Origin of the sequence: Brevundimonas sp. NIBR10, from assembly GCF_027912515.1 — a bacterium.
Lineage (GTDB): Bacteria > Pseudomonadota > Alphaproteobacteria > Caulobacterales > Caulobacteraceae > Brevundimonas.
The window spans coordinates 2892801-2917967 of sequence record NZ_CP115464.1 but is presented as its reverse complement, the minus strand read 5'-3'; the positions used below and the strand labels follow the sequence as shown (position 1 = coordinate 2917967).

The following is a 25167-nucleotide window of genomic DNA, read 5'->3' as shown; positions in this document are numbered from 1 at the left end:
CATGGGTCGGTCCTTCGGACTTCATGCTGTCGGGGTCGGCACCGCCTGTCGTTGAGACAGATCAACGACAGGACGGATCAACCGACCAGAACGGCTTGCGACCCTTGCTGTCTTGTGGACCTGGCCCTCGCCCACCCCATGATCCAGCGCCAGGGTCCGGCCCAGCCGCCGCTAACAACGGCCACAGCCATCGCCAGGAAGAGGTCTTCTCCAGACGGCGTGGCGAACCGGAACAGTCCCTCGACGAAGGGAACGCAGACGCAGACCGCAAGAACGGTCGCTGCGCTGGCGCAAATCAGCCAGAAGATCCGGCGGTGGGGATCGAACAGAGACACGCCCGACGTGGCCGAGTCCGTCAGAGCCAGCACCATGTTCGCGATCGCAAGGGCGATGAAGGCCGCGGCGCGAGCCTCCGTTTCCGGTGCCTGAGCGAGCATCCAGACATAGAAGCCGAGCACCCCGGACAGGATGACCAGGCCCTGCAGGGCCCCGAACGCGATCTGAAGTGGGCCGAACAGCGACGCTGTATCGGAACGGGGCGGCTTCTTCATCGCGTCAGCTTCGCTGGGCTCCGCCTCGAAGACGAGAGAGCAGACGGGACTGATCACCAGTTGAAGGAAGACGACATGAGCCGGAAAAAGCAGCGGCGGCGCGCCCATCAGGATCGGGATCAGCGCCAGTCCGGCCAGCGGCACATGAACTGCGACGATGAACGTCAGCGCCTTGCGAAGATTGGCGAAGATCCGGCGGCCCAGGCGAACCCCGCCGACGATGGCACCGAAACTGTCGTCCATCAGGACGATGTCGGCCGCCTCCCGCGCGACATCCGTCCCCCGTTTTCCCATGGCAATCCCGATGTCGGCCGCCCGGAGCGCGGGCGCGTCGTTGACCCCGTCTCCTGTCATGGCGACGATCTCGCCATCCGCCTTGAAGGCTTGGACCAGCGCCAGCTTCTGCTGAGGCTGGATGCGAGCAAAAACCCGGACCATGCGGATGCGTTCGGAAAGTTCGCCGGGCGACAAAGCCGCGATCTCGTCTCCCGTCATCACGCCCGGTCCCACATCGATGCCGGCCTGCCGGGCGATCTCGAGCGCAGTGGCGGGGTAGTCGCCCGTGATCATCGCCACACTGATTCCGGCGCGACGCGCATCCTGCAAGGTGCCCGGCACATCCTCTCGCACCGGATCGAGAAAGCCGATCAGCCCGATGAAGGTGAAGAGGGCCTGATCCGGATCGGTGAATCCAGCGTCGGCCTGACGGACCGTTGCAACGCCAAGGACGCGGAGCCCTCTGGCCGCCATCGCATCAAGAGCGTCTCTTGCCGGCGCGAGGGTCTTCTCCGAAGCCCTGCACAGGCTGAAGATCGCCTCCGGTGCCCCCTTGGCCGCAGCAGCCGGGCTGCCGTCCGCAAGCCGCCATGTCTGGATCACGGCCATCCGCTTGGCTTCAAGCGGCCAGGCCCGGGTCAATGTCCCGCCGCCCGTCGATGGCGCCCGCTCGCGAATGGCGCGGTCCATCGGGTCGGTCGGCTGCGACGCGCTTGCTAAGGCCGCCGCGTCAAGGACCAGACCGGCATCGGGCGGCAAAGGGCCGGCCGAGGCGTCGACACCCTTTCCTTCGACCCAGACCTCGGCCACCGACATCCGGTTCTCCGTCAGGGTGCCGGTCTTGTCGACGCACAAGAGGGTGGCGGATCCCAGAGTCTCGATCACCGCGCCGCGCCGTACCAGAACCTGATGGCGCGCCAGCCGCCAGGCGCCCAGCGCCATGAACACGGCAAGGACGGTCGGGAACTCTTCGGGAATGAGCGAGATGGCGACGGTAGTGCCCGCGAGCAGGGCTTCGATCCAGTCGCCCCGCATCAGCCCGTAGGCCAGGACGACCGTGGCGCTGAGCACAACCGCCAGAACGCCGAACAAGGCGACCAGGCGTCCCGTCGATCTCTCCAGATGCGTCCGGTCAGGCCCAATGGCGGCCAGTGAGGTTCCGATCTGTCCCAATCTCGTCCGGGCGCCGGTCTCCAGCACTTCGACCACGCCCTGGCCGGACACGACGAGCGTGCCGGAAAAGACGGCGTGGGCGGCGCTGTCTCCGCTGCCGCCGTGATCCGAGGTCGCCTGCCAAACGGTCTTGATGACCGGGGCGGACTCTCCCGACAGGGTGGACTCATCGACGCTCAGCACGTCGCCATCGACAAGACGACCATCGACGGGCAGCCGTTGGCCCTCGCTCACCAGCAGGATGTCGCCCTGAACCAGCCGGTCGATGGCGAGCGTGCACGCGACACCGGATCTCATGACCCGGGCGGTCGGCTCGGACAGGTCGCGCAGCGCCTTCAGAGCGCTTTCGCTCCGGGCTTGCTGCACCACGACCAGACTGATCGTTCCGAGTGCGGCAAGCGTCAGAAAGAGACCCTCGGCGAGACTGCCCAGAGCCAGATATAGCCCGGCCGCAACGACCAGCAGAAGGAACATTGGTTCTCTCAGGGTCGAAAGCAGAATTCTGACCAGGCTGCGGGCGTGCACAGGCGAAGGAATGTTCGGACCCGCGGCCAGGAGCCGTCGGTCGGCCTCATCTTTATCGAGACCGGGCCATGTCACGTCCACATCATCAAACCCGTCGCAGCCCCGATCGAGCCAGGCGCACCTTAGGTCAAGCGCACGACGACACCTTGATTCAGGTCAAGATCGGCTCGACAAAGCCTGAGTCAGGCAAAGACCACGGTTGCAGCAGAGGTAAACAGGTAGGACTTGCGCGAACGATCGACGGCCAGTCGACCGAATTCAGCCAATGTCGAGGCACGCCTTTCGCATTCATTGCTGCACAATTGCTCCGGATAGGAGATCGCCGGAAAGCGCTGTGAACTTAGTCCTAGCGCAACTGAAGGAGACACCCATGTCTGCTCATGCGGCGGCCTCGCGCCAAGCCTGGTGCGCGCTCCGCGAAGCCGTTAATGGTCTTGCGAGAGGTCAGATGTCGCTGTGTAGAAGGTTTTGTACACGACGCCGTGCCCGGTCGGAAACCGCTGCTCCGAGGCTGCGACTGAACGGCTGACAGTGTCACTCCCGCTTGCGAACAGGCAGGTGCGAGTTCTCGACCCGGTTGTTCTCACGCAGTCGCCGGGGATGATGGATATGCTTCGGGCCGAGGGCGTCCACCGCTTCGACGGAAGCCTTCAATCCATCGTCACGATGTGCTCCGGCTCAGTGGAGACGAATTTGTATTGGGCTGACAGCACCGCCAACCTGGCCGCACAAAACCCGGTTCAGTAGTTGTCCCTGATTGATCGCAGCCCCACCGGTGATCGCCCGCCGGCGATCATCATGGCGGTATAGTCCTCGAAGCTCATGTCGGTCATCGTCGACACCCCTTGTGCGAAGCTGATGCCGTCGGCGAAGATGAGTTTCGCCAAGAAGTATATGTTGCCGCCTAGCTCGATGGCGCGGTTGAAGTCCCTGACCAGGACAGCCTGCTTCTGTGCCTCCGTCATCGGCCATTGATCGAGATAGGCCCGCTCGTCGGATCTGAACCTGTCACGGTTGGTCGCCACCATCAGGCTCATGGCGAACTGGTTGAGGTGATAGCCCTGTCGCGCCCGGGCCGCGGTGAAGATGCGGGTACCGGGAATGTCGTCGAGGGCGTCCAAGTCGGTCTGCCGATCCCGATACACCGTCATGACAGGACACCGTCCGTTCGGATGCTGCCGAACCGGGTCGGTCGTCCGTGCATCGCAATCATGTTGCTATCTCCAAGATTGGATCCAATCCTTGACTGGTCCGTGCACAAATGCCCTTATTGGATACAATAAGCGCCATTCAAGGCCGTGTCGAGGATCACCATGGAACATCCGCCCGCCCCCTGGCCCCGAAATGCCTGGTACGTGGCCTGTACTCCCGACGAGATCGCGGAGAAGCCCCTGGGCCGTCAGATCTGCGGAGAGCGGATGGTGTTCTTCCGAGGTGCCGAAGGTCAGGTTCAGGCACTTGAGGACTTCTGCCCCCATCGGGGTGCGCCGCTGTCCCTGGGCTTCGTTCGGGAGGGCCATCTTGTGTGCGGCTATCACGGCCTGACCATGGGCTGCGACGGCCGCACGGTGAGCATGCCGGGTCAGAGGGTCAGCGCATTCCCCGCCATCCGCAGCTATGCCGTGATCGAACGCCACGGATTCATCTGGGTCTGGCCCGGAGATCAGGACAAGGCCGACGCCGGCGCGCTTCATCCCCTGCCCTGGGCCGAAAGTCCTGACTGGGTCTATGGCGGCGGTCTGTTTCACATCAAATGCGATTATCGTCTGATGATCGACAACCTGATGGACCTGACGCACGAGACCTATGTCCATGCGTCCAGCATCGGCCAGAAGGAGATCGACGAGGCACCCGTGAATACCGAGGTGTCGAACGATGAGATCATCACCAGCCGGTACATGGAGGACATCACGGCACCACCGTTCTGGGCGATGGCGATGCGGGAGGCTGATCTGGCTGAGGACAGTCTGGTGGATCGCTGGCAAGTCTGCCGGTTTTCCCTGCCCAGCCATGTGATGATCGAGGTCGGGGTCGCCCTGGCGGGCCAGGGTGGCAAGGACGCACCGGCAGCGGTCAAGGCCTCAAGTGTCGTGGTCGATTTCATCACGCCCGAGACGGAGACGTCGCACTGGTATTTCTGGGGCATGGCCCGGAACTTCAAGATCGAGGATGAAGCCCTGACCGAGAAAATCCGGCAAGGCCAGGGAGCGATCTTCTCGGAAGATTTGCAGATGCTGGAACAACAGCAAGCCAATCTGGACCGTCACAAGGACCGCAGACTGCTCAAGCTCAATATCGATGCGGGCGGAGTGCGATCCAGGATGCTGATACAGCGCGCAATCGCGGCGGAGGCGGCCACGTCTTCGGACGTGACTGAGGCGGTGGTTTGACGGTGGTTTGGGCGCGTGTCGCAGGGGCGGGTCGGCTAGCGCCCTCCGGATACCACCATGATTGAGACACTGGGGGCTGAAGCCGCTTGCACCCGACTGATCTTTCAGTTTGCGGCTGCGAACGATGCCGGGCGGTGGGAAGACGCTGCCGCCCTGTTCGTTGAGGACGGTCTGTTCGCTCGGCCCACCGCGCCCGACCAGCCAGTCGTGGGTCGGACGGCGATCCTCGCCGCGTTTCAGGCGAGGCCGCCTCGGTTGACACGCCACTTGGTTTCCAACGTCATCGTGACGACCGAGTCCGAGACCGAGGCACATGCCCACAGCCTGATCCAGCTGTATCTGGAGGGCGAGAATGGTCAGGCGAAGCCCCCTCTGATCGGGGAGTTCCACGACAGGCTCGTCTTTGTCACGGCCGGCTGGCGATTTCGCGAGCGCAGAGGCGCGCTCATTTTCCGACCATGAGTCAGCGGCTCAGCATTGACAGTCGACCGGCCTTCGCGCGTGTCTGATCGCATGTCAGACAAGCCGCTTGCCACGCGAATCCGGCAGATGATCCTTCAGGGTCAACTCAAACCCGGCGAGCGGTTGACGGAGACCGGCCTTGCCGAGCGGCTGGGCGTGTCACGCACGCCGATAAGGGGGGTCCTGCCGTCCCTCGCCGCCGAGGGGTTTCTGGTCCCCGTGGGTCGGCGTGGCTACGCCGTTGCGGCGTTCAGCGACCGTGAAAGCTTTGAGGCCCTCGAACTGCGTGCCCTGCTGGAAGGCCAGGCCGCGCGGATGGTTGCCCGCAACGGCCCGTCAGCAGACCTGCTGGCCCAGCTCGAACTCTGCCTGAAGCAGGGGGATGCACTGTTTGACCATAGCCGACCCGACCGCGTGGACCGCGACGCCTATGGTGAGATGAACGAACGGTTTCACACCTTGATCGTGGAGGCGGCTGGATCACCCCTGCTGGAGTCCATGATCGAGCGGCTGAATCACACCCCGTTCGTGGCCCCCTCGGTGCCGGTCTTCAATGACACCGAGGGCGAAGCGACGTTCACCCTGCTGTTCCGGGCGCACGGGCAACACCATGCCCTGGTCGAGGCCATTCGCGAACGAGACGGTACCCGCGCCGAGACCCTGTTTCGCGAGCATGCCTTCGCCCAGCGCCAGAGCCTGTCGGCGCGAGATGCAGGCAAGACCTCGGAACCGTCGCCCGTCCGCCCGGTGTCGCCACGACGGCGCGCGCCGATCGCCCAGGGTCGCCGCCCGCTGACTGCACTTGCCTGACTATTCGCAGGAAAATCATGCCCATCTCTTTAGCGGCTCCTCCGCTCTTTCTCCCGGGACTGCTCTGCGACGAGCGTATCTGGGCGGGCCAGCTCGAAGCGTTTGCTGCGTTCAATCCGGTCGTGGCGCGCTATGGATTGAGCCGCTCGCTGACGGAAATGGCCGAGGTCGCCCTGGCCGCCGCGCCGCCCCGCTTTTCTCTGATCGGGCATTCCATGGGGGCCCGCGTTGCCCTTGAAATCCATCGCCGAGCCCCGGAACGGATCGAGCGGCTGGCGGTGCTCGACACGGGAGTTCACCCGCCACAGCCCGGTGAAGCCGAGAAGCGTCACGCCCTCCTCGATCTCGGGAAGCGAGAAGGCGTGGACCGGATGGTCGATGTCTGGCTTCCGCCCATGGTTCACCCCGATCGCCAGACCGACCCGACCTTGATCGGTCCACTGCACGCCATGGCGACGTCGATGGGTCTGTCGGTGTTCGAGGCCCAGATCGAAGCCCTGCTGGGGCGACCGGACGCAGCGCCTCTGCTGTCCTCGATCGAGGTGCCGACGCTTGTCGGAGTTGGGCGTCAGGACGTCTGGAGCCCGCTGGCCCAGCACCAGGCCATCGCCGCCGGTATCCCCGGTGCCACCCTGTGTGTGTTCGAGGATAGCGGCCACATGTCCCCGGTCGAGGCGGCCGATCAGGTCAATGCTGCCCTCAAGGCCTGGTTGACCGCAGACTGAAACATCAAAGGCCGGAGCACTGCGATGCGCTCCGGCCTCCGATCCTGTCTCACGCCAGACCTTCGTTGTCTGGCCTTGCGATGCAGCCGCCTACATCTTGAACGATACGCGAAGGCCGAACGTCCGGGGCGGCCGAAGCTGATTGTAGATGGTGCCGGCCTTGGCCGGGCTCTGGAACGAGTTTGCAAACACCAGCTCGTCTTCGATGTTGTTGACGAAGCCGGTGACCGCCACGCCGCCTGACGGTGCTTCCCAGGTCACACGGGCATTCGACATCATGTAGGCGTCCTGCCGTCCGAGTTCGAGGTAATCGATCGAAAGGTACCGCGAGGATTCGAGGCGCGTATCGGCCGACAGGATCAGCCGGCCGCTGTCCCCGAGTTCGAGCGTCTTTTCGTATCCGAGTTGCAGCGACCATTTCGGCGCGTTCACCAGCGGACGCCCGGAACAATCGACGTTGTAGATCCTGGCCGCAGCGCTGGCCCCGGTCTGGGTGGTCGGGGTAACCGTACAACCGATGGACGGCGCAGCACCGGTCGTGGAATAGGCCTGGTACTTCAACTCGTCATACTGGGCGTCCAGATACTGAAGATTTGCCGAGAACAGGTCCGTTCCGGTGGGCTGGAAGACCATTTCCAGTTCAGCGCCCGCGATGGTCGCGGCCCCGGCGTTCTCGGTCAGGAAGATCGGTCCAAAGACCGGACCACCAGGGGTCGAGGCGACCTGGACAGGCCCGAGGTGCGACACCTGCTGGTCCTTGTAGTCCCAGTAGAAGGCCTCTGCATTCAGCTGCAGCGTATTGTCCAGAAAGCGGTTCTTCGACCCCAGGGTGAACGCTGTCATGTTCTCGGGCGCGGAGAACCCGTTGACTTGGGCGGGAAACAGAACCCCGGATTTGAAGCCCGTCGCAACCGACGCGTACAGAAGCGACGATTGGCCTGCGTCGAACTCGATCCCGGCTTTGTAGGTGACCTTCTCGAACTCGATCTCAGCGTCCGTGTCGCTGCGAATGTCGAGGATGATCGGGCGCAACGGGAAGACACCGGCGACAAAGCCAACGAAAGGCAGGGTGTGAGCTTCGGTGACCTGGCCCTTGGTATCCTTGGTGTAGCGCAGCCCGCCGGTGACCCGGAACCGATCGGTGACACTGTATGTGCCCTGGCCGAACAGGGCGACGCTGTCGGTTTTCAGATCCGAAAAGATCCGTGTGCCGTTGCTGCCCTGATCGAAATTCTGGTTGGCATCGACCGATTCAGAAAAGCCGTAGGCGCCCACGACCCAGGTGAGATTGCCGACGTCGCCGGCGAGCCGGGCCTCCAGCGAGGACTGTTCGGAGTTTTCCTCGACGTCGATCAAGAAGCTGGAAGCGAAGCTTCGGAAGTCGAGGTCCGTCTTGCGATAGGCCGGGATGACCGTGAGGCGCGCGAACCCCAGGTCCGCGTTGATCGTCGTGGCGATCCCCAGGAAGGTGTTGTCCTGATAGCCATTGCCGTCGGCGATGACCTGGGGCACGGGCGCGGTCGGGGTACGGGCAACATAGGCAGCGACGACGCGGGGATCGCTCGGTCCCAGGCGATTGTCGCCATCGAGAAGGGGCATGATCGTGCCGCCTGAACCCATGCCTCCGACGTTCGCGTAGTCGATCGACAGGGTGGCGTTCACCGCATCGTTGAAATCACCGCGTAGCTGGCCGCGAACGGCCCAGGTGTCTTCATCGTCGTAGCCGTCGCTGAAATAGCCGTCGTGCTGGGCCACTTGCCCGGCCAGGCGGAACGCGAAACGATCGCCGAGCGGCAGGTTGATCGCACCCGAGGACTTGATCGCGTCGAAGTTTCCATACTCGGCCGTCAGATTGCCGCTGGTCTCGCCGAGACGGGGCTTGGCTGTGATCACATTGACCGCACCGCCCGTGGCGTTGCGCCCGTACAGCGTGCCTTGCGGCCCTTTCAGAACCTCGAGACGCTCCAGATCATAGAAGAGGCCGGCGGGAGCGGCGGGGCGAGACAGATAAACGCCGTCCAGGTTGAACGCGACGCCCTGTTCGGCAAAGGCGTTGGCACCGAACGTGCCCACGCCGCGCAGGTAGATCTGGGTGAACGACGCCGCAGGGGCCACCTGTAGCGCGGGAACCAGGCGCGTCAGATCGGTGGCCTGGGTGATGCTCTGTTCGGTCAGGGTTTCGCCGGCAACGGCACTCACCGCGATGGCCGCGCGCTGGAGGTTTTCCTCACGCCGTTGTGCGGTCACGACGATATCTTCCAGTCCGGTGTACTGCTCGTCGGACTGAGGCGGGTTGGTTTGGGCATGGGCCGCAAACGGCATGATCGCACAGGCCATCGCTGCGCCTGTCAGCAGGAACTTCTTCACGGCATTCTCCCCGGATGTTTAGAGCCTCTGCTCTGCGGCAGATCGAACTTGACCGTGGACACCTGGCATCCATTTGTGAAATCATTTGTTTTGATTGGAATGGGCCAATCCCATGGATACATGAGTTGCGCTTCAAAGGACTTGATCTCAATCTGCTCGCCGCTCTCGACGTGCTTCTTGAGTGCCGCAGCGTGTCACGTGCTGCGGATGTGCTCAACCTGAGCCAACCGGCCGTCAGTGCCGCCCTGGGTCGATTGCGTACCTTCTTTGGAGACGAACTGCTCACGACCCACGGCAAAAGGATGTATCCGACGGCCTACGCCGAAGCCCTGATGCCGCAGGTGCGGGATTGCCTGAGGGGTGTCGAGCTCATGATCTCGTCCTCGACGGTGTTCGACCCGTTAACGAGCCAGAGGACGTTCCGGATCATTGCTTCGGACTATGTGATCGTGGCCGCCATCGTTCCGCTTGTCGCAAGACTGGTTGAAATCGCTCCGGCTGTTCGGCTGGAGATGGTTTTGCCGAATGAGGTGAGCATTGAGCATGTCGCCCAGGGCAAGGCCGACCTGCTGGTGACGCCGCAGGATTTCACGTCGCCAGAGCTCGCGAGCGAGCTTCTCTACGAGGAGCGTCACGTGGTCGCTGGCTGGTCCGAAAACCCGGTGTTCAAGAGGCCCCTGACCGAAGAAGACGTCATGTCGGCCGGTCATGTCGGGGTCGCCATGGGCAATGCCCGCCTCGGCGTCTTCAGCGACAAGCATTTCATGATGCTGGGCAGGGATCGACGGGTCGAGGTGACGACGGCCTCCTTCACCACCGTGCCCTGGTTGCTGAAGGACACGATGCGGCTTGCGGTCATGCACGAACGGCTCGCCGAGACCATGAGTGCCTGGTTTCCCATCGCCTATGCACCCCTTCCGTTCGAGATTCCGCTCATGCGCCAGATGATGCAGTTCCATACGACCCGACGCAGCGATGCGGGTCTGGCCTGGTTGAGAGAAGAGCTTCGCAACATCACGACATGATGCATCGGTCGTGCTGATACATTTTGATCCAAACAATAACATTTACAGATGTCGTTGCAGGATGTCTTTTGGTCAGACCAGGCTCTCGTGAAGAGGAGCGAGGGAGGATCAAGCGGTGCAGTCACTCAACATTCTGGTTATCGGCGGCGGCATCGGCGGACTGACTTCCGCGATCGCGCTGTGTCGCGAAGGCTATGCCGTCGACGTCATCGAGAAGGACCCGACCTGGTCGGTCTATGGCGTCGGGATCATCCAGCAAGGCAACGTCATTCGCGCGATGAAGGACCTCGGCATCCTCGACGACTACATCGAGGCGGGCTTTGGGTTCGACCACGTCGACGTGTTCATCCCGACAGGCCAGCAGGTCGCCCACATCCCGACTCCCAAGCTTGTCGAGGGCTATCCCTCCAACGTCGGCATCGGACGCAAGGCCCTGCACAAGGTGCTTGGGGATCGTGCCAAGGCCGCCGGCGCGGATATCCGTCTTGGGCTCACGGCGATAGGCCTGGACGACGATGGCGAAGGTGTCGATGTCACTTTCAGCGACGGAACCACGGGCGGCTATGACCTGGTGATCGGTGCCGACGGTCTGTATTCCACCACGCGCGCCGAAATCTTCCCCGACGCACCGTCGCCCGCCTTCACCGGACAGTCGGTCTGGCGCTACAACCTGCCGCGATCGCCCGACGTCACGGGCCTGTGCGCCTACGAAGGTCCGATCGGGATCGGCCTGGTGCCGTTGTCCGACGCCATCATGTACATCTATGTGACGACGCCCGAGCCGGGGAATCCCTGGTACCCGCGCGAGACCCTGGCCGCAGCGATGCGAGCGAAGCTGGACCGCGCGATCTCGCCCGCGATCGTCTCGATCAAGGACCAGATCACCGTTGATGACGCGGTCGTCTACAAGCCGCTGGAGTGGGTCTTTCTTGAGGGTGACTGGCACAAGGGTCGCGTGGTCCTCCTCGGGGATGCTGTACACGCTACGACCCCGCATCTGGGACAGGGGGCGGGGATGGCCATCGAGGACTCCATCGTCCTGGCCGAAGAACTTGCCCGCGCAGACACCATTGAGAGCGCCTTCAGCGCCTATCGCGAGCGCCGCTATGACCGGTGCCGCTACATCGTCCAGGCCTCGCGCGCGATCTGCGAAGGCCAGATCGGGACCGGGCCGCTCATCGAAAACGCAAAGGCGACCCAGGACATGTTCCGCGTCGTCGCCCAACCCATCTGAGTTCAAGGAAGCATACCGTGGCGAGAGTCAGCGATATTCGATACGTCGGTTACGGCGTCAGCGATCTGGAGGCAGAGCGCAAATTCTACGCCGACACCTGGGGTCTGACCGAGGTGGGCGAAAGCGACGGCATGGTCCACCTCGCAGCCCAGGGCGACGACGAATTGTTTGTGGTTCGGTTGCGCGCTTCGGATCGCAAACAGATCGACGTCATCGCATTTGCTGCCGACAGCCGTGACGATGTGGATGCCCTGCACCAGCAGGTCACCGATGCCGGGTGCAAGATCGTCTTCGCCCCCCGTGATCTCGACACCCTGGGGGGCGGCTATGGCTTTCGCTTCTTCAGCCCCGACGGCTTGCCGTACGAGATTTCCAGCGATGTTGCGCGCGGACCCTCGCGTGAACTGGTCCGTTGGGAGGGCATTCCCCAGAAGATCAGCCACATCGTTCTGCATTCGCCCAATCACAAGGCGGCCGCGGCATTCTTCGTCGATGTGCTGGGCTTCAAGGTCAGCGACTGGCTGGGCGATTTCATGGGTTTCCTGCGCTGCAACGAATGGCATCACCGGCTTGCCGTCCTCCCCGGACCGCCGTGCCTGAACCACGTCGCCTATGACATGCTGAGCGTCGACGACATGATGCGTGGCATCAGTCGCCTGAAGACCCAGGGCACCGACATCCAGTGGGGGCCGGGACGCCACACCGCCGGCAACAACACCTTCAGCTATTTCGTGACGCCCGGCGGCTTCACCGTCGAATACACGTCCGAGCTCGAAAGGGTCGATGACGAGACCTGGGTCGCCCAGGTCCACACCCCCAGCGCAACGACCATGGATCAATGGGGTATCGGCGTGGGTGGTCCACAGACCATGCCTCACCCCGAGCCGGACGCCGGTCTGTTCCAGCCCGTCGGAGTCTGACGCATGGCCTTGTTCGAATACTTTCCCAACTACGTCTGGAACCTGTCGGTCGCCATCGCCCTCGAGAGCGGTGGCCAGATCGGCGAGGTCGTCGATATGTGCAAGCCGCTGCTGGACGCGGCGGCCAAGGGCGAGGATGCGGGGACGGTCCAGTTCGCCGAGCAATGGGCGAAAAAGGCCGACACCCTGATCGGGCTCGCCGACGAGGATGTGGCGCGTGGCCGGTCCTTCTCGGCCGGAACGAAGCTGGAGCGGGCGTCGCTGTATCTGCTCTGTGCCGAGCGGATGCAGGGCCATGGCCACCCCGGGCGAGACGCGACATTTGCCAAGGCGCAGGATGCCTTCAAACGCGCCATGGTCCTGGGCGATACGGGCGTCGAACGCGTCGAGATCGCCTATGAAGGCTCCACCTTCCCGGCCCTCTTCTGTCGTGCGCCCGGCGAAGGGCCCAAGCCTGTGGTCGTCTATTGCAACGGCCTGGATAGCTCCAAGGAGCTGCTCTACTGGAGCAAGCTGCATCAGGCGCTGGCCCGGCGCGGCATCTCCACCCTGCTGGTCGACCAACCCGGAACCGGCGAGGCGCTGAGGCTGAAGAATTTGCCCGCGACCGCGCATTCCGAACGCTGGGCGACGCCGGCGCTGGAGTGGCTGCTGACCCAACCCGACGTCGATCCCGACCGCATCGGCATGACCGGCATCTCGCTGGGTGGCCACTATGCGCCGCGGGCCGTGGCCTTCGAACCCCGCTTTGCCGCCGGAGCCGTCTGGGGCGCGAACCACAACTGGGCCGAAGTCCAGCAGAAGCGGCTGCGTCGCGAGGGCGAGAATCCCGTTCCCCACTACTGGGGTCACGTCATGTGGGTGTTCGGGGCCTCCGACATGGACGATTTCCACGCCAGGACCCAGGACATGACCCTGAACGGCGTGATGGAAAAGATCACCGTCCCCTTCCTGGTCACCCACGGTGAAAAGGACCGCCAGATCAGCCTCGAATACGCCCATCAAAGCTACGACCAACTGACAAACAGCCCCAGCCGCGAGCTGAAGATCTTCACCGCCCGCGAAGGTGGCGTCGAGCACGTCGGGGCAGACAACATGTCCTTTGGCCGCGACTTTATTGCCGACTGGTTCGCCGAGACGCTCGGCGGACGGACCGGAGCGTGAGGTGATGAGCCCGTTGAACGCCTACATCGCCCGCGAATCTGCCATCGGCTCGGTCATCAATCTGGTGATCGGCTCAGCATTTTTCCTCGTGGTCTTTCGGGGTCAGAGCGATCCTGCCGTCTGGGGACCCGGGGGCCTGATCCTGGACTGTGTGCCCCAGGGCTTCATGATCGGACTGATGAGCATCATCCCCGCCATGCTGATTACGCGCATGCGCGTGGCCAAGGGACTGTCGCTTCCGGTCCCCTCAAAGACGGGAAGCGTCCTTCCGTCCAACCCCTTCCTGCGCGGAATCCTGGTGGCCCTTGCCAGCATGGTCTGCCTGGTCGGGGTCGCCGCTGCTCTCGCCTGGGCGACGGGCGCTCACAGCCTGCCCTTCTGGCCCGCGTTCGTCCTGAAGGCCCTGCCCGGTATCGCGGTCCCGTGGATCGTCTGTCCCTCGGCGATCAAGGTTGCCCTGGCCCCGCGCGCCGCACCCGTGCCGATTTCAAGCTGAGGAGAGGCCCATGCCTCGTCGCTTCGTCGATCTGTCGATCTATCTGGAAAACGACGTCATTACCGATCCGCCCTTCCTGCGGCCCAAGATAACCTACGAGACCCATGACGAAACCGTCGAGGGGATGAAGTTCTTCTTCAAGGACCTCGAGGCCAAGGATCTTCCCGGCGGGCAGGGATTCGCGGCGGCGGAATGGGTCACCCTGACCACGCACAACGGCACTCATCTGGACGCGCCCTGGCATTTCCATCCCACGATGGACGGCGGCCAGCGCGCCATCACGATCGACGAGGTGCCGCTGGAATGGTGCTTTCAGGCCGGGGTCAAACTGGACTTCCGCCATTTCGACAACGGCTACGTCGTGACGGCCGCCGACGTCGAGGCAGAACTGGCCCGGATCGGTCACACGTTGCGGCCGCTGGATATCGTCCTGGTCAACACGGCCGCCGGTGGAGCGATCGGCAATCCGGACTTCGTCAACATCGGCTGCGGCATGGGCTATGAGGCGACCATGTATCTGCTGGAGCGCGGCGTTCGGGTGACGGGCACCGACGCCTGGTCCTGGGACGCGCCGTTTGTCTACACGGCCCAGCGGGTGGCCGAGACCGGCGACACCTCCCTGATCTGGGAAGGGCACAAGGCGGGCCGCGACATCGGTTATTGCCACCTGGAGAAGATGCACAATCTGGAGGCCCTCCCCCCCTTCGGCTTCACAGTCTCCTGTTTTCCGCACAAGATCAAAGGTGCCTCGGCAGGCTGGACCCGCGCCGTCGCCATCTTCGAGGATGACGCCGCATGAGGCTGGCGACGGTATCCAACGGGTGTCCGGACGGCACCCTGATCGTCGTTTGCGAAGACGGCACCCGCTTCCTGACCGCGTCCGAATGGCCGACGCTTCAGGCCGCGCTCGACGACTGGGTGCGCGCCGAGCCGGAACTGACGGCCCTCGCGCGCCTGCTGGATGCCGGCGACGGCGATCCGCTGGCAAGTGACCGATTGATGGCCCCCCTGCCCCGCGCCTGGCAATGGCTGGATGGCTCGGCGTATCGAAGCCACGGCGAGTTGATGGAGCGGCTGTTCGGCTCCCCGCCCCCGCCGCCTGAACGGCCCCTGATGTATCAGGGGATGTCGCATCGGTTTCTATCGGCGACGGAAGACGTGATCCTGCCCCGGACCGAGGACGGTATCGACTTTGAGGGCGAGTTCGGCGTCATCACCGACTTCGTCCCCATGGGCGTCACTGCCGACCAGGCGATGGCTCACATCAAGCTGATCGTTCAGATCAACGACTGGTCACTGCGTGTCCTGGCCCAACCCGAGATGAAGACGGGGTTCGGTTGGGTCCAGGCCAAACCGGCTTGCTCGGTCGCTCCCTTCGCCGTCACGCCGGATTCGCTTGGCGAGCACTGGCGCGATGGGCGCGTTCACCTGCCGCTGCGCGTGGACTGGAACGACACATGGTTCGGTGCCCCCCTTGGAGGGCTGATGGGTTTCGGCTTTCATGAACTGGTCGCGCACGCGGCCGGGACCCGTGACCTTTGCGCCGGAACCATCATCGGATCAGGCACCGTTTCAAATCCCGATTTTCGGGAGGTTGGGTCCAGTTGTATCGCCGAGCGGCGCGGCATCGAGATGCTGGACGAGGGCCAGGCACGAACCGCCTATATGCAGTCCGGCGACCGGGTCCGGATGGAGGCGTCCTTTCCCGACGGGAAGCCCCTGTTCGGACCGATCGATCAGGTGGTCCGCGCACCAAACACGTGACCCCGCGCGCCGCACAGAATTGGCATGACCAATATCCGAAGCCGTGCTATCTGGACTAGCCTTTGGGGTGGCCTGCCTGAAGTGGCTCCCGCCCGCGGTCTCCGAAGTTTGCGAGACGGCCGCTGATCCTCATTTTCGTTTGGAAAGCCCATGACATCCGTTCTGCTCAGCCGCCGGACCCTCCTTTCCGCAGCAGGCCTGTCCACGGCCGCACTCGGCACTGCAGCACTCGCCCAGACCAGTCCGCCACAAGGCCGCAGCTGGCCGACATCCTGGCCCGCCGCCGGCCCCGACCTTGCGGGAACCCCTGCCGCCCCGGTCGTCATACCGTCGGCACCGGAACCCCAGGGCATCATATCCGACGCCAGCTTTCCCCTCTGGCCTGAAGCCAAAATGCCTGACGCGGCCCACACCGAGGCCGCACGTCTGGTTCTCGAGCGCGGCGCGCCCGGCGGCCATGACCGGGCTATCCTGCACGTCAACCAACCCATTCTCGAAGTCTTTCGCCCGGCGGTGCCGAACGGCGCTGCGGTGATCATCGCGCCCGGCGGCGGTTATTTCCGGTTGGCAATCGACAAGGAGGGCGCGGCCCCGGCACGGCGGCTGAACCAGTCTGGCGTCACGGCCTTCGTGCTGAACTATCGACTTCCCGCCGATGGCTGGGCCTCGGGATACGACGCACCGGTCCAGGATATTCAGCGTGCTATCCGGCTGGTTCGCGCACGTGCCGCGACCTGGAACCTCGACGTCGCTCGCATCGGCGTGATGGGATTTTCAGCCGGTGGAAACCTGGCCGCCGCCGCCGTGACGCGTTTCGACGATCAGATCTATGCGGCCATCGACGCCGCGGATGGCCTTTCGGCGCGGCCAGACTTCGCCTGTCTTTGCTATGCCGCCATGAGCATGGGCAACCGTCCCCAGGGCGACGCCAGCCCCGGCGACCTGCGCCCGCTGGACCAGCGCGTCCGATCGGGACTGCCGCCCGTCTTTCTCGTGCACGCGGCCGATGACGACACCGTGCCGGTCTCCCACAGCCTGGCCATGTTCACAGCCTGCAAGGCCGCTGGCGTCCCGGTCGAGATGCACGTCTATCAGGAGGGTGGGCACGGGTTCGGGCTGTCCCTCCCCGATGACCGGCCTGCATCGCATTGGCCGGACGCCTTCGACACCTGGGCCCGCAGAACCGGAATCTTCGGCTGACGATCCGGGCTGCCTTGCCTAAAGCGCGAGCGAACGTGCGTAGCGGGCGCGGGTCGAGGCGATCGCAAGGCGAGCCGTAGCCAACGCTTCTTCCTCCGTCGCGAACAGCAGGTGTTCGATCACCTGCCCAAGATGCGCGCGCATGGCCAACCTGGCCCGGGCCGGATCATGAGCCCTCAGGGCCTCGACAATCGCCAGGTGTTCCTCGACCACGGGCCGAACGTTGGCGGTTCGCGCCTTGGCGTGAAGCAAGGCGCACTCAGGGGCTTCGGAGCGCAGCCTCCACAACTCGGCGACCATGTGGACGACGGCGGCGTTTCGGCTGGCGGCAGCGATGGCCATGTGAAAAGCCCTGTCGGCCGTCTCGCTGACGCCGGGCCGGCGGTTCTCATCCTCGATCTGGCGAACGAGTTCGTCCAGTTCCGCCAGCTCCTCGTCGGTGATGAAGGTCGCAGCCAGACCGGCAGCCTCGCCCTCGACCAGCAATCGAGCCTCGGTCAGTTCGAAGGCTGACACGCCGAACCCGGGCTGATCCCGGTCGCCGGGCAGTCGCATCACATAGGCACCCGATCCGATCCGAACCTCGATCAGCCCCTGAACCTCGAGCGAGATGATCGCCTCGCGCACTGCCGGACGGCTGACCCCATACTCAGCGGCGAGCTCGCGCTCGGCCGGAAGGCGATCGCCGACCTTGAACTTGCCGGAGGCCAGTTCGTCGAACAGCTTGCGCGCCAGTTTCTGGTACAGCCGATCCGGCTGCACGGACTGTTCGTCAGGCTCACCATCGACGGCCGGACGGGTCGCGATCGGGCGTGCAGACATCAGGATTCCAATAAAAGGCCTTACCAGTTCAGGGTGACAGGCCACCCTGTCGTCGTCAATCGGCCGCCTCGGCTTCAGTTCCGCACGATTTCGATCCCGGAGACGATCGCATCCCCCGTTTTGGGCTCAAACCGCAGCGTCAGGATACCGTTGCGCACCGTCACGCGAACTTCCCGCTTGAGTTCGGTCAGGAGGCCGCCGGACAGCACGCGCACATCGAGTCCCGTCAGAACGGTCTTACCATCGGCCAGCACATCGAACACCCTTTCTCCGACATCGGCCTGGGGTTCGACGAAAGTCAGGGTGACCGTATAATCGCCGTCGGCCAGCGGTACGGCATATGTGAAGGTGCCGCTCCGGAAGGTGCGGGCCACGTCCGTATCGGACCCGACGATCGGTCGTGCCGTGGCTGGTCGGCCATAGCCGGCGGGCGGAATGTCGGTCGTGCCCGCCGTCCCTCCCTCGAAGAAGGTGTCCGAGCCGAACCGACCTCTTGGTGACCGGGCTGCCATCAAGGCCCCACTGTCAATCCGGACCGCACGGGCCGCTTCTTCATCCAAGGTCCATTCGACCTCATCCTGCACCGGTCCATCGGCGAAAGCGCCTCGTGCAACGACACGGTTCTGGCCGGGAGCCAGCTTGATTCGCCAGCTACAGGTGAACTGGGGACAGGCGGTCCTGACGCCGACGCTCTCGCCATTTACGAGCAGATCCGTAGACGCGGCGTTGCTGTAGACGCTCATGTCGACGAATTGGTAGGCCCGGTCGGTGTAGCGCCTCCCGTTGATATGGACCGTGGGCGAACCGCTCCAGTTGGCCTTGTAGAAATAGAAGGCGTCCTTGCGGACAGCCCGGTCATAGGTGACCAGGCCCTTGGTGTTGATGTCGTCGGCATCCCCTTCGCGGCGAATGGTCGTGGCAAAGTCGAAGCCGACCCAAAGCCAGGTCGCCCACAGGTAGGATCGATCCTTGATCTGGCGCCAGTTCTCCTCATGGACCCAGGACTGGTACTCCTCGGGCTGGCTGCGACCACGCATGTCGACGGGACCGCCCAGCGGGTTGTCGGTATGCATGGTGACGGCACCGCCGGCACCGTATTCACTCAACGAGATCGGCTGGTCGGGCCTCAGACTTCTGAACCGGTCCAGGTGCGGGCCCAGTTCCTCGGGGCGACCATAATACCAGCCGAAGTACCGATTGGCACCGTTCAGGTCCGCAGCGACCGCCGTGGTCGGCACAGCGGCGTCCGCGGCAAAAATCCGACCCTCGCAGCAGTTGGCCAGCGCCGTCGGGCGCGAGGGATCGAGCGTCTTTGCCAGATCGTCGAGCCTGTTCAGCAGCGGCATGGGGTCGGGCGGGACGACCGAAACACCGCCGGTCAGAAATCCGGGAAGGGAGTTGCCGAAATCGACTTCGTTCGCGATGCCCCAGGTCATGACCGAGGCGTGGTTCTGGTTCTGGCGGATCAACTCGGCCAGCTGCCGGTCGGCGTCGGCCAGCAGAGCCTCTGACGGCTCCGCCGCGCCGCCGTTGGTCCAGGCGGACACCAACGGGATCTCGTCCCACAGGATCAGGCCGTAGCGATCGGCCAGTTCGTGAATGACCGGACCATGCTGATAGTGGGTCAGACGGATCGTATTGGCGCCCATCTCCAGCAGCGTCCTGACGTCCTCCTCGACCTGTTCCGGACTGACCGCCCAGCCCTCCCCTTCCCGGTCCTGATGATATCCCACACCGCGAAGAGGCGTTTGACGACCGTTGAGGAACACCCCCTTTTCGGGATCAATCCGGATCTGGCGAACACCGAACGGCTGATCATGGGCATCGACCGGCGTGCCTTTGCTGTCCCGGACCTCGACCTCCAGCCGATACAGGTACGGGTCTTCGACACCCTGCCACAGCCGTGCGTCATCGAGCACGAGCGTCTGAATCGAGGTTCCCCCCTGCCCCGCTTCGACGCGGATGACCTGGGATTCCTGCACAGCCACCCGACCGGACACGTCGACGAGTTGGGCCATGATCGTCACGGCTTCGGCCTTCGGACCGTCGTTCCGTAGCCGCGTCTGGACCTCGATCTCGGCCCTGTCTCCTTCGATCTTCGTGGTGGTCGCGTAGACGCCAGGACCGCCGAAATCTTCCATATCGATGTGGATCGGGCTGGTCCCGATCAGGGCGACCGGCCTGTACAGGCCGCCGTGAACGAAGAAATCGCCCTTCAGAGGCAGGACATCCCGTGTCGAAGGGCTGGTGTTCGGGTCACTGTTGTCAGTCTTCACGACCAGGACGTTCGCCTGGCCGGGCCTGATCGCGGCGGTGGCATCAAGACGAAAGCGGGAGAACCCGCCCCGGTGATCTCCCAGGCGGACGCCGTTCAGCCAGACTTCGGCGGTGCGGCTGGCCGCGTCGAACTGGAGCCAGGCCCTCTTTCCCTCCAATGTCGACGGCGGCGTGAAAGTCAGCCGGTACCAGCCGATCCCTTGCGTCTTGTTGATCGTATCGACGGTGTTCGGATGCGGTCTGGACGTATCGAGATAGTTTCCGACGCGGTTCCACGTGTGCGGCACCTGAACCCGTTCCCACGCCTGGTCGGCAAAGTCGGGCTGTTCCGCACCTTGAAGGCCGTCGTCCTGGCGGAACCGCCATCCCGACGCCAGTGGCAGCGTTATCCGCAATGTCGAAGCCTCGGCCGGGCGGTTGGCTGAAGCCGGGGCGACGGACCCGCCGAGCGCTATGGGACCCGCACAGGCGGAAAGTACGCCCGCTGCTGCGGTGACCAGAAGGAGGGCTTTCATCATCAACTCCGAAAAGACTTACTCAGGACAGGTCAGGGAGGTGGAGATTGGGCACCGTCGCCAAGGCGCGCCGGTGCGTACCGCGGCGAGATCACATGGATCAGCAGCAGGGCCAGCAGATAGACCGTGCCGGCGACCACAAAGATGGGGGTATAGGTGCCGATCTTCTCCAGCACCTGGCCGACGTATTTGGAGAAGACCATGCCGCCGATGCCGCCCAGCATCCCGCCGATGCCCACGACCGACCCCACGGCCGAGCGCGGGAAGACGTCGCCGGGCATGGCATAGAGGTTGGCCGAGAAGCCCTGGTGAGCGGCCGTCGCCACGCCGATGATCAGGACCGCGATCCAGACGTTGGAGGCATAGGCCGCGAACATCACGGGCACGGCCAGCAGGGCGCAGATCAGCATGGTGGTCTTGCGCGCCCGGTTCAGGCTGATCCCCTTGTGCATCATCCGCGACGACAGCCAGCCACCCCCGACCGAGCCGACGTCGCTGAGCAGATAGATTGCCACCAGCGGCGGGCCGAAGGTTTTCAGGTCCAGTCCGTAGCGCTTGCCCAGGAAGTCCGGCAGCCAGAACAGGAACATCCACCAGACCGGGTCGATCAGGAATTTGCCGCCGGCATAGGCCCAGGTTTCCTTGACGGTCAGCAGCTTGAGCCAGCCCACCTTCTCGGCCGGATCGGCCGGGTCCTGTTCGATATAGGCCAGTTCGGTGGCCGACAGGCGCTTCTGGTCACGCGGCTTGCGATAGACCAGCAGCCAGATCGGCAGCCAGATCAGCCCCATCAGGCCGGTGATCACAAAGGCCATCTGCCAGCCGAAGGCCAGCACCAGGGCGGGCACCAGCAGGGGCGTGACGATCGCGCCGATATTGGTGCCGGCGTTGAACAGGCCGGTGGCCAAGGCGCGTTCCTTCTTCGGGAACCACTCGGTCACGGCCTTGATCCCGCCGGGAAAGCCGCCGGCCTCGCCGACGCCCAGCAGCATCCGCGCCATGATGAAATGCGTCAGGTCGCGCGCCCCGCCGTGCAGGATGTGGCCGACCTGCCAGATGGCGAAGGCGATGCCCAGGCCGAACCGGGCCCCGATCTTGTCCATCAACCGGCCCCAGATCGCATAGAACAGGGCGTAGGAGGCCTGGAACCAGAAGACGATGTCGGCATAGTCCGTCTCGGACCAGCCGAACTCCGTCGACAGGGTGGGCTTCAGCACCCCGATCATCTGCCGGTCGACGTAGTTGATCACCATGGCCGCGAACAGCAGCCACATGATCAGCCACCGGTACTTGCCCGGCGACGGCGCCTTGATCGAGATCGGGCCTGATGGACCTGACGTGGAATCTGCAGTCATGCCGGGTACTGACGTCCTTCGCAGCGAGACGCGGCCGATTGGCCGTCATGTCCCCAGTTTCCGCGTCGTGCGGGAGGCGGACCGGAACACGCCGTTCCGATCCGCCGCTTACGACGCCGCGTCTTAGAAGCTGACCCGGATGCCGGCCTTGAAGGCGCGGCCAAGCAGGTCATAGTAGGCCGTACCAAACGCCGGTTGAGGCGGCTGCTTGTCAAAGACATTATCGAGGTTGAAGAAGATTTCGCGCTTGTTCTCGTCGCCCAGATTGTAGCGAACGCCCAGATCGACGTAGGTGACGGCTGCGATCATGTTGTTGTTGATGCTATTGACCAGGGCAGGACTGTAAGCGTCCGAGTCCGGTCCGATCAGCCCCTTGTTCTGACGGCTTTCGGCGATGAAGCGCGCAGCCGCATTCACGGAAAGGCGATCCAGTTCGTAGGACACCGACGTGTTGACCAGCCATTTCGGCAGACCTGCGGTGCCCCCGAATTGAGCTCCGGTCTGGCCCGCACGGTTGATGCCGTTCGGGAACAGGGCTGAAACATCCGTCGAGGTGCGGAACTCGAAAGTCCGGGTCGCCTGAAGGTTCAAACCGACACGGCCCACCAGCCGGTCGCTGAAGTCGCCGAGATCGCGACGATAGTTGGCCTGGATATCGACGCCAGTGGTCTTGAACGCCGCGACGTTCGCGGTTGTCCCGACAACGGCCGTGATCTGACCCGTCGCGAAGTTGTTGCCTGCAAACGTGATCAGCGAACAGTAGGGCCCATTGTTGTAGACGCCACCCGGCAGGCAGTTGTTGATGACGGTCTGGGGAGAGGTCGAGGTGATCGCATCAGCAATCTCGATGTCGTAGTAGTCGGCCGACAGTTTCAGGCCCCGGATGAACTGCGGCTGATAAACCACACCAAAAGTTTGGGTCGTCGATTCTTCGGGAAGCAGGTTGGGGTTGCCCCCCACCGTCACGCCTGCCCCATTCGTGATCGGAGGGACGCCTGGCCGTGGGTCGGCCGGCAACGGCAGCGATGACGTCACGGGCGTGAACAGTTCCAGCAGGTTGGGGGCCCGGATATCGCGCGACCGGGTGGTGCGCACGGTAATCTCCGACGTCGGTTCCCAGGTCAGGCCCGCCTTCCAGGTCGTGACCTGGCCAGAGGTGCTGTAGTCAGTCACGCGGACCGCGCCGTTGAAGTCCAGCGACTGGGCAAGCGGCACGTCCCTGAGCAAGGGCACGATCGTTTCCACATAGGCTTCCGAGACAGTCTGCTCGACCCTTGGCAGGGCGCTGCCGCCCGACGTCAAAAAGCCGCCAGCCAACGAGATCGGGTCAGCCGTGACCTTGAGCGACTCGATCCGGTGTTCCACGCCCACACCGATCGACACTGGGCCCGCCCAGGTCGAGAAGGGTTCGCCCTGAAGGTTGGCGACGACCTCACGCAGACCGGATTCGCTGGTGCCCGACGCCGTGCCGAGCACATAGGCCCGGGCCTCCGCCGAGGGATTGGCACGCCCCAGGATATTCAGAGGAACGCAACCCGCCGCGCGCGCCGCGACATTGCGACAGACCGTGACGCCGCCGACGGAGATTGCGTCGATGGCGTTGCGGAAATTTGTGCTCAGAAAGTTGTTGGTGATCGTCCGGTCACTGACGTTCGACGCATAGGTGAACGCCGCGTCCCATTTCCATGTCTCGCCGAAATGGCCACGAAGACCGGTCTGGAGCCGCACCGTATCCTTGACGATATGGCTGACGTTCGGGCCGAAATCGCTGCCGATATAGCCGATCGAGATGCCGTTGGCGGGGACCAGCGCGTACTGGGCCGGGGTCAGGGCCTGTTGCAGGAAGATGTTGTCGCGGGCGATGGGCAATGCCGGCCCCGCCCCTGCGCCATCACGGCGGACCAGGATCACACCGTCGGCTGTCGCCTGGGAGACGAGCGGCTCGATGTAGGCCGAGATGTTGTCATTCAGGTCATAGGTCAGCTTGGCCAGAAAGTTGACGCGGCCGATTTCGGGCCTCAGTTGCTGTAGGTTTCGATGATTGATCCCTGCGGCGGCGTTGGCGGCCAGGGCGGCGTCCGTGAACACATCCAGCGACGTGCCCAGATTGCCGTAGAGCCCGGGCGTGAAGACTGCGGTTGTCACCGCCCCGTTGGCGCCCGGTACGAAGGCCAGGCCTCGCAGGCCCCCGGCCGTGACGATCAGACCGCCTGAGGTCGCATTGCCGAACAGAATACTGGAGTTCGGCGCGACGACGTTGGCGGCAATTCCCGAGGGGCGGACCGGGAAAGGGTTGTTGCCCACCGCCTCGCGGCCCCAATCCCGGTCATTGTAGGGGGAGGTGCCGTCGTCCTGATTGTACTCGAGGCCGGCGATGAGGTGTCCGCGTCCCTCGGCGAAAGATCTGCCCCCCGCAACACTGGCGAAATAGTTCTGGGCGTCACCGTATTCGGTCTGACCGTACTGGACCGTCGCGCGAACGCCTTCCATGCGGTCATCCAGGATGATGTTCACGACACCTGCCACGGCATCCGACCCATAGGCGGCCGATGCGCCGCCGGTCACGACATCGATGTTGCGGATAAGGGCCGTCGGGATGACGCTCAGATCGGTTGCACCCGGCGTATTGCCCTGGCCGGGGATGTTGGTCTGGGCCAGTCGTCCGCCTTCGAGCAGCACCAGGGTGCGCGCCGGCCCCAGACCTCGCAGATCAACAAGGAAGGCACCCGTATTGCCGATGCCTCCGGCGGCCGGGGTGACACCGGCACGGAACGAGGGAATGCGGTTCAGCGCGTCACCCAGGTTGACCGTCGCCCGCTCCAGCAGGACCTCGGCGCTGACGACCGTGGTCGGTGTCGGTGCCGAAAAACCGTCTCGTGCGATCCGTGATCCGGTCACCACGACATCGTCCACCGATGCCTCCTGAGGCACAGCCTCGGCTGCAGGCACAGCCTGCGCCATCGCCGCGGGTGCCAGCGCAAGCGCGCTCACGGCGGTCAGGCCAAATCTGTAGAGTGCTGAACGCATATCGGTCTCCCCTGATGTCACCTGGGCCTCGCCCGGCGGCTTTTGTCGTTGAGGTCAGAACTGACCTAGCCAATATCACCTGTCAACCA

At 64.0% G+C, this 25167-nt stretch carries 19 protein-coding genes; 12 read left to right on the top strand and 7 right to left on the bottom strand.

Annotation, left to right across the window (positions count from 1 at the left end; all coding sequences use genetic code 11):
* Positions 1-77: 77 nt before the first annotated feature.
* Complete coding sequence (locus O5K39_RS14330) at positions 78-2600, bottom strand: cation-translocating P-type ATPase (protein ID WP_271144292.1); 2523 nt, start codon at positions 2598-2600, stop codon at positions 78-80.
* 665 nt (positions 2601-3265) lie between these two features.
* Positions 3266-3676, bottom strand: a complete 411-nt coding sequence (gene ligA, locus O5K39_RS14325) for a protocatechuate 4,5-dioxygenase subunit alpha (protein WP_271144291.1) — start codon at positions 3674-3676, stop codon at positions 3266-3268.
* Positions 3677-3838: 162 nt separating this feature from the next.
* Between ligA and O5K39_RS14320 the strand changes: the two genes are divergently transcribed.
* The 4 genes from O5K39_RS14320 to O5K39_RS14305 are packed head-to-tail and all read left to right on the top strand — an operon-like array spanning position 3839 to position 6912.
* Entirely contained in the window at positions 3839-4915 is a 1077-nt protein-coding gene (locus tag O5K39_RS14320) for an aromatic ring-hydroxylating dioxygenase subunit alpha (RefSeq protein ID WP_271144290.1), read from the top strand.
* Between the two features lie 57 nt (positions 4916-4972).
* Positions 4973-5377, top strand: a complete 405-nt coding sequence (locus O5K39_RS14315) for a nuclear transport factor 2 family protein (RefSeq protein ID WP_271144289.1) — start codon at positions 4973-4975, stop codon at positions 5375-5377.
* A 51-nt stretch (positions 5378-5428) separates the two neighbouring features.
* Positions 5429-6187: a GntR family transcriptional regulator gene (locus O5K39_RS14310; RefSeq protein WP_271144288.1), complete on the top strand. Its 759-nt coding sequence runs from the start codon at positions 5429-5431 to the stop codon at positions 6185-6187.
* 17 nt (positions 6188-6204) lie between these two features.
* A complete protein-coding gene (locus O5K39_RS14305) occupies positions 6205-6912 on the top strand; it encodes an alpha/beta hydrolase (RefSeq protein WP_271144287.1) in 708 nt (235 codons plus the stop codon).
* Positions 6913-7002: 90 nt separating this feature from the next.
* Here O5K39_RS14305 and O5K39_RS14300 read toward each other — a convergent pair whose 3' ends face one another.
* Positions 7003-9279, bottom strand: a complete 2277-nt coding sequence (locus O5K39_RS14300) for a TonB-dependent receptor (RefSeq protein ID WP_271144286.1) — start codon at positions 9277-9279, stop codon at positions 7003-7005.
* A gap of 125 nt (positions 9280-9404) precedes the next feature.
* On the opposite strand from O5K39_RS14300, the gene O5K39_RS14295 reads away from it, so the two are divergent.
* The 8 genes from O5K39_RS14295 (at position 9405) to O5K39_RS14260 (ending at position 17082) form a co-directional block, all read left to right on the top strand.
* On the top strand, positions 9405-10304 hold the full coding sequence (locus tag O5K39_RS14295; RefSeq protein WP_271144285.1) for a LysR family transcriptional regulator: 900 nt from the start codon (positions 9405-9407) through the stop codon (positions 10302-10304).
* Positions 10305-10419: 115 nt separating this feature from the next.
* Positions 10420-11538 (top strand): FAD-dependent oxidoreductase, encoded by a 1119-nt coding sequence (locus O5K39_RS14290; protein WP_271144284.1) that lies wholly within the window; start codon positions 10420-10422, stop codon positions 11536-11538.
* A gap of 17 nt (positions 11539-11555) precedes the next feature.
* On the top strand, positions 11556-12458 hold the full coding sequence (locus O5K39_RS14285; RefSeq protein ID WP_271144283.1) for a VOC family protein: 903 nt from the start codon (positions 11556-11558) through the stop codon (positions 12456-12458).
* A gap of 3 nt (positions 12459-12461) precedes the next feature.
* A complete protein-coding gene (locus O5K39_RS14280) occupies positions 12462-13622 on the top strand; it encodes an alpha/beta fold hydrolase (RefSeq protein ID WP_271144282.1) in 1161 nt (386 codons plus the stop codon).
* A 4-nt stretch (positions 13623-13626) separates the two neighbouring features.
* Positions 13627-14118: a hypothetical protein gene (locus O5K39_RS14275; protein ID WP_271144281.1), complete on the top strand. Its 492-nt coding sequence runs from the start codon at positions 13627-13629 to the stop codon at positions 14116-14118.
* A gap of 10 nt (positions 14119-14128) precedes the next feature.
* The gene (locus tag O5K39_RS14270; RefSeq protein WP_271144280.1) at positions 14129-14917 is read left to right on the top strand and encodes a cyclase family protein; all 789 of its coding nucleotides are present in this window, start codon (positions 14129-14131) and stop codon (positions 14915-14917) included.
* The gene (locus O5K39_RS14265) at positions 14914-15882 is read left to right on the top strand and encodes a fumarylacetoacetate hydrolase family protein (protein ID WP_271144279.1); all 969 of its coding nucleotides are present in this window, start codon (positions 14914-14916) and stop codon (positions 15880-15882) included. The genes O5K39_RS14270 and O5K39_RS14265 overlap by 4 nt, the downstream gene beginning before the upstream one ends.
* 150 nt (positions 15883-16032) lie before the next feature.
* A complete protein-coding gene (locus O5K39_RS14260; protein WP_271144278.1) occupies positions 16033-17082 on the top strand; it encodes an alpha/beta hydrolase in 1050 nt (349 codons plus the stop codon).
* A gap of 18 nt (positions 17083-17100) precedes the next feature.
* Here O5K39_RS14260 and O5K39_RS14255 read toward each other — a convergent pair whose 3' ends face one another.
* The 4 genes from O5K39_RS14255 to O5K39_RS14240 all read right to left on the bottom strand — a co-directional run bounded on the left by O5K39_RS14255 (position 17101) and on the right by O5K39_RS14240 (position 25078).
* Positions 17101-17904 (bottom strand): FadR/GntR family transcriptional regulator, encoded by an 804-nt coding sequence (locus tag O5K39_RS14255; RefSeq protein ID WP_271144277.1) that lies wholly within the window; start codon positions 17902-17904, stop codon positions 17101-17103.
* Positions 17905-17978: 74 nt separating this feature from the next.
* On the bottom strand, positions 17979-20696 hold the full coding sequence (locus tag O5K39_RS14250; RefSeq protein WP_271144276.1) for a glycoside hydrolase family 2 TIM barrel-domain containing protein: 2718 nt from the start codon (positions 20694-20696) through the stop codon (positions 17979-17981).
* Positions 20697-20728: 32 nt separating this feature from the next.
* Positions 20729-22051 (bottom strand): MFS transporter, encoded by a 1323-nt coding sequence (locus O5K39_RS14245; protein WP_271144275.1) that lies wholly within the window; start codon positions 22049-22051, stop codon positions 20729-20731.
* Positions 22052-22174: 123 nt separating this feature from the next.
* A complete protein-coding gene (locus tag O5K39_RS14240) occupies positions 22175-25078 on the bottom strand; it encodes a TonB-dependent receptor (RefSeq protein WP_271144274.1) in 2904 nt (967 codons plus the stop codon).
* Between the last annotated feature and the right edge of the window lie 89 nt (positions 25079-25167).

Bases quoted from the DNA above. Each gene is read 5' to 3' on its own strand.
- ligA (WP_271144291.1), bottom strand. From the start codon at position 3,676: ATGACGGTGTATCGGGATCGGCAGACCGACTTGGACGCCCTCGACGAC.
- O5K39_RS14320 (WP_271144290.1), top strand. From the start codon at position 3,839: ATGGAACATCCGCCCGCCCCCTGGCCCCGAAATGCCTGGTACGTGGCC.
- O5K39_RS14315 (WP_271144289.1), top strand. From the start codon at position 4,973: ATGATTGAGACACTGGGGGCTGAAGCCGCTTGCACCCGACTGATCTTT.
- O5K39_RS14310 (WP_271144288.1), top strand. From the start codon at position 5,429: ATGTCAGACAAGCCGCTTGCCACGCGAATCCGGCAGATGATCCTTCAG.
- O5K39_RS14305 (WP_271144287.1), top strand. From the start codon at position 6,205: ATGCCCATCTCTTTAGCGGCTCCTCCGCTCTTTCTCCCGGGACTGCTC.
- O5K39_RS14280 (WP_271144282.1), top strand. From the start codon at position 12,462: ATGGCCTTGTTCGAATACTTTCCCAACTACGTCTGGAACCTGTCGGTC.
- O5K39_RS14275 (WP_271144281.1), top strand. From the start codon at position 13,627: ATGAGCCCGTTGAACGCCTACATCGCCCGCGAATCTGCCATCGGCTCG.
- O5K39_RS14270 (WP_271144280.1), top strand. From the start codon at position 14,129: ATGCCTCGTCGCTTCGTCGATCTGTCGATCTATCTGGAAAACGACGTC.
- O5K39_RS14265 (WP_271144279.1), top strand. From the start codon at position 14,914: ATGAGGCTGGCGACGGTATCCAACGGGTGTCCGGACGGCACCCTGATC.
- O5K39_RS14260 (WP_271144278.1), top strand. From the start codon at position 16,033: ATGACATCCGTTCTGCTCAGCCGCCGGACCCTCCTTTCCGCAGCAGGC.
- O5K39_RS14255 (WP_271144277.1), bottom strand. From the start codon at position 17,904: ATGTCTGCACGCCCGATCGCGACCCGTCCGGCCGTCGATGGTGAGCCT.
- O5K39_RS14250 (WP_271144276.1), bottom strand. From the start codon at position 20,696: ATGAAAGCCCTCCTTCTGGTCACCGCAGCAGCGGGCGTACTTTCCGCC.
- O5K39_RS14245 (WP_271144275.1), bottom strand. From the start codon at position 22,051: ATGACTGCAGATTCCACGTCAGGTCCATCAGGCCCGATCTCGATCAAG.
- O5K39_RS14240 (WP_271144274.1), bottom strand. From the start codon at position 25,078: ATGCGTTCAGCACTCTACAGATTTGGCCTGACCGCCGTGAGCGCGCTT.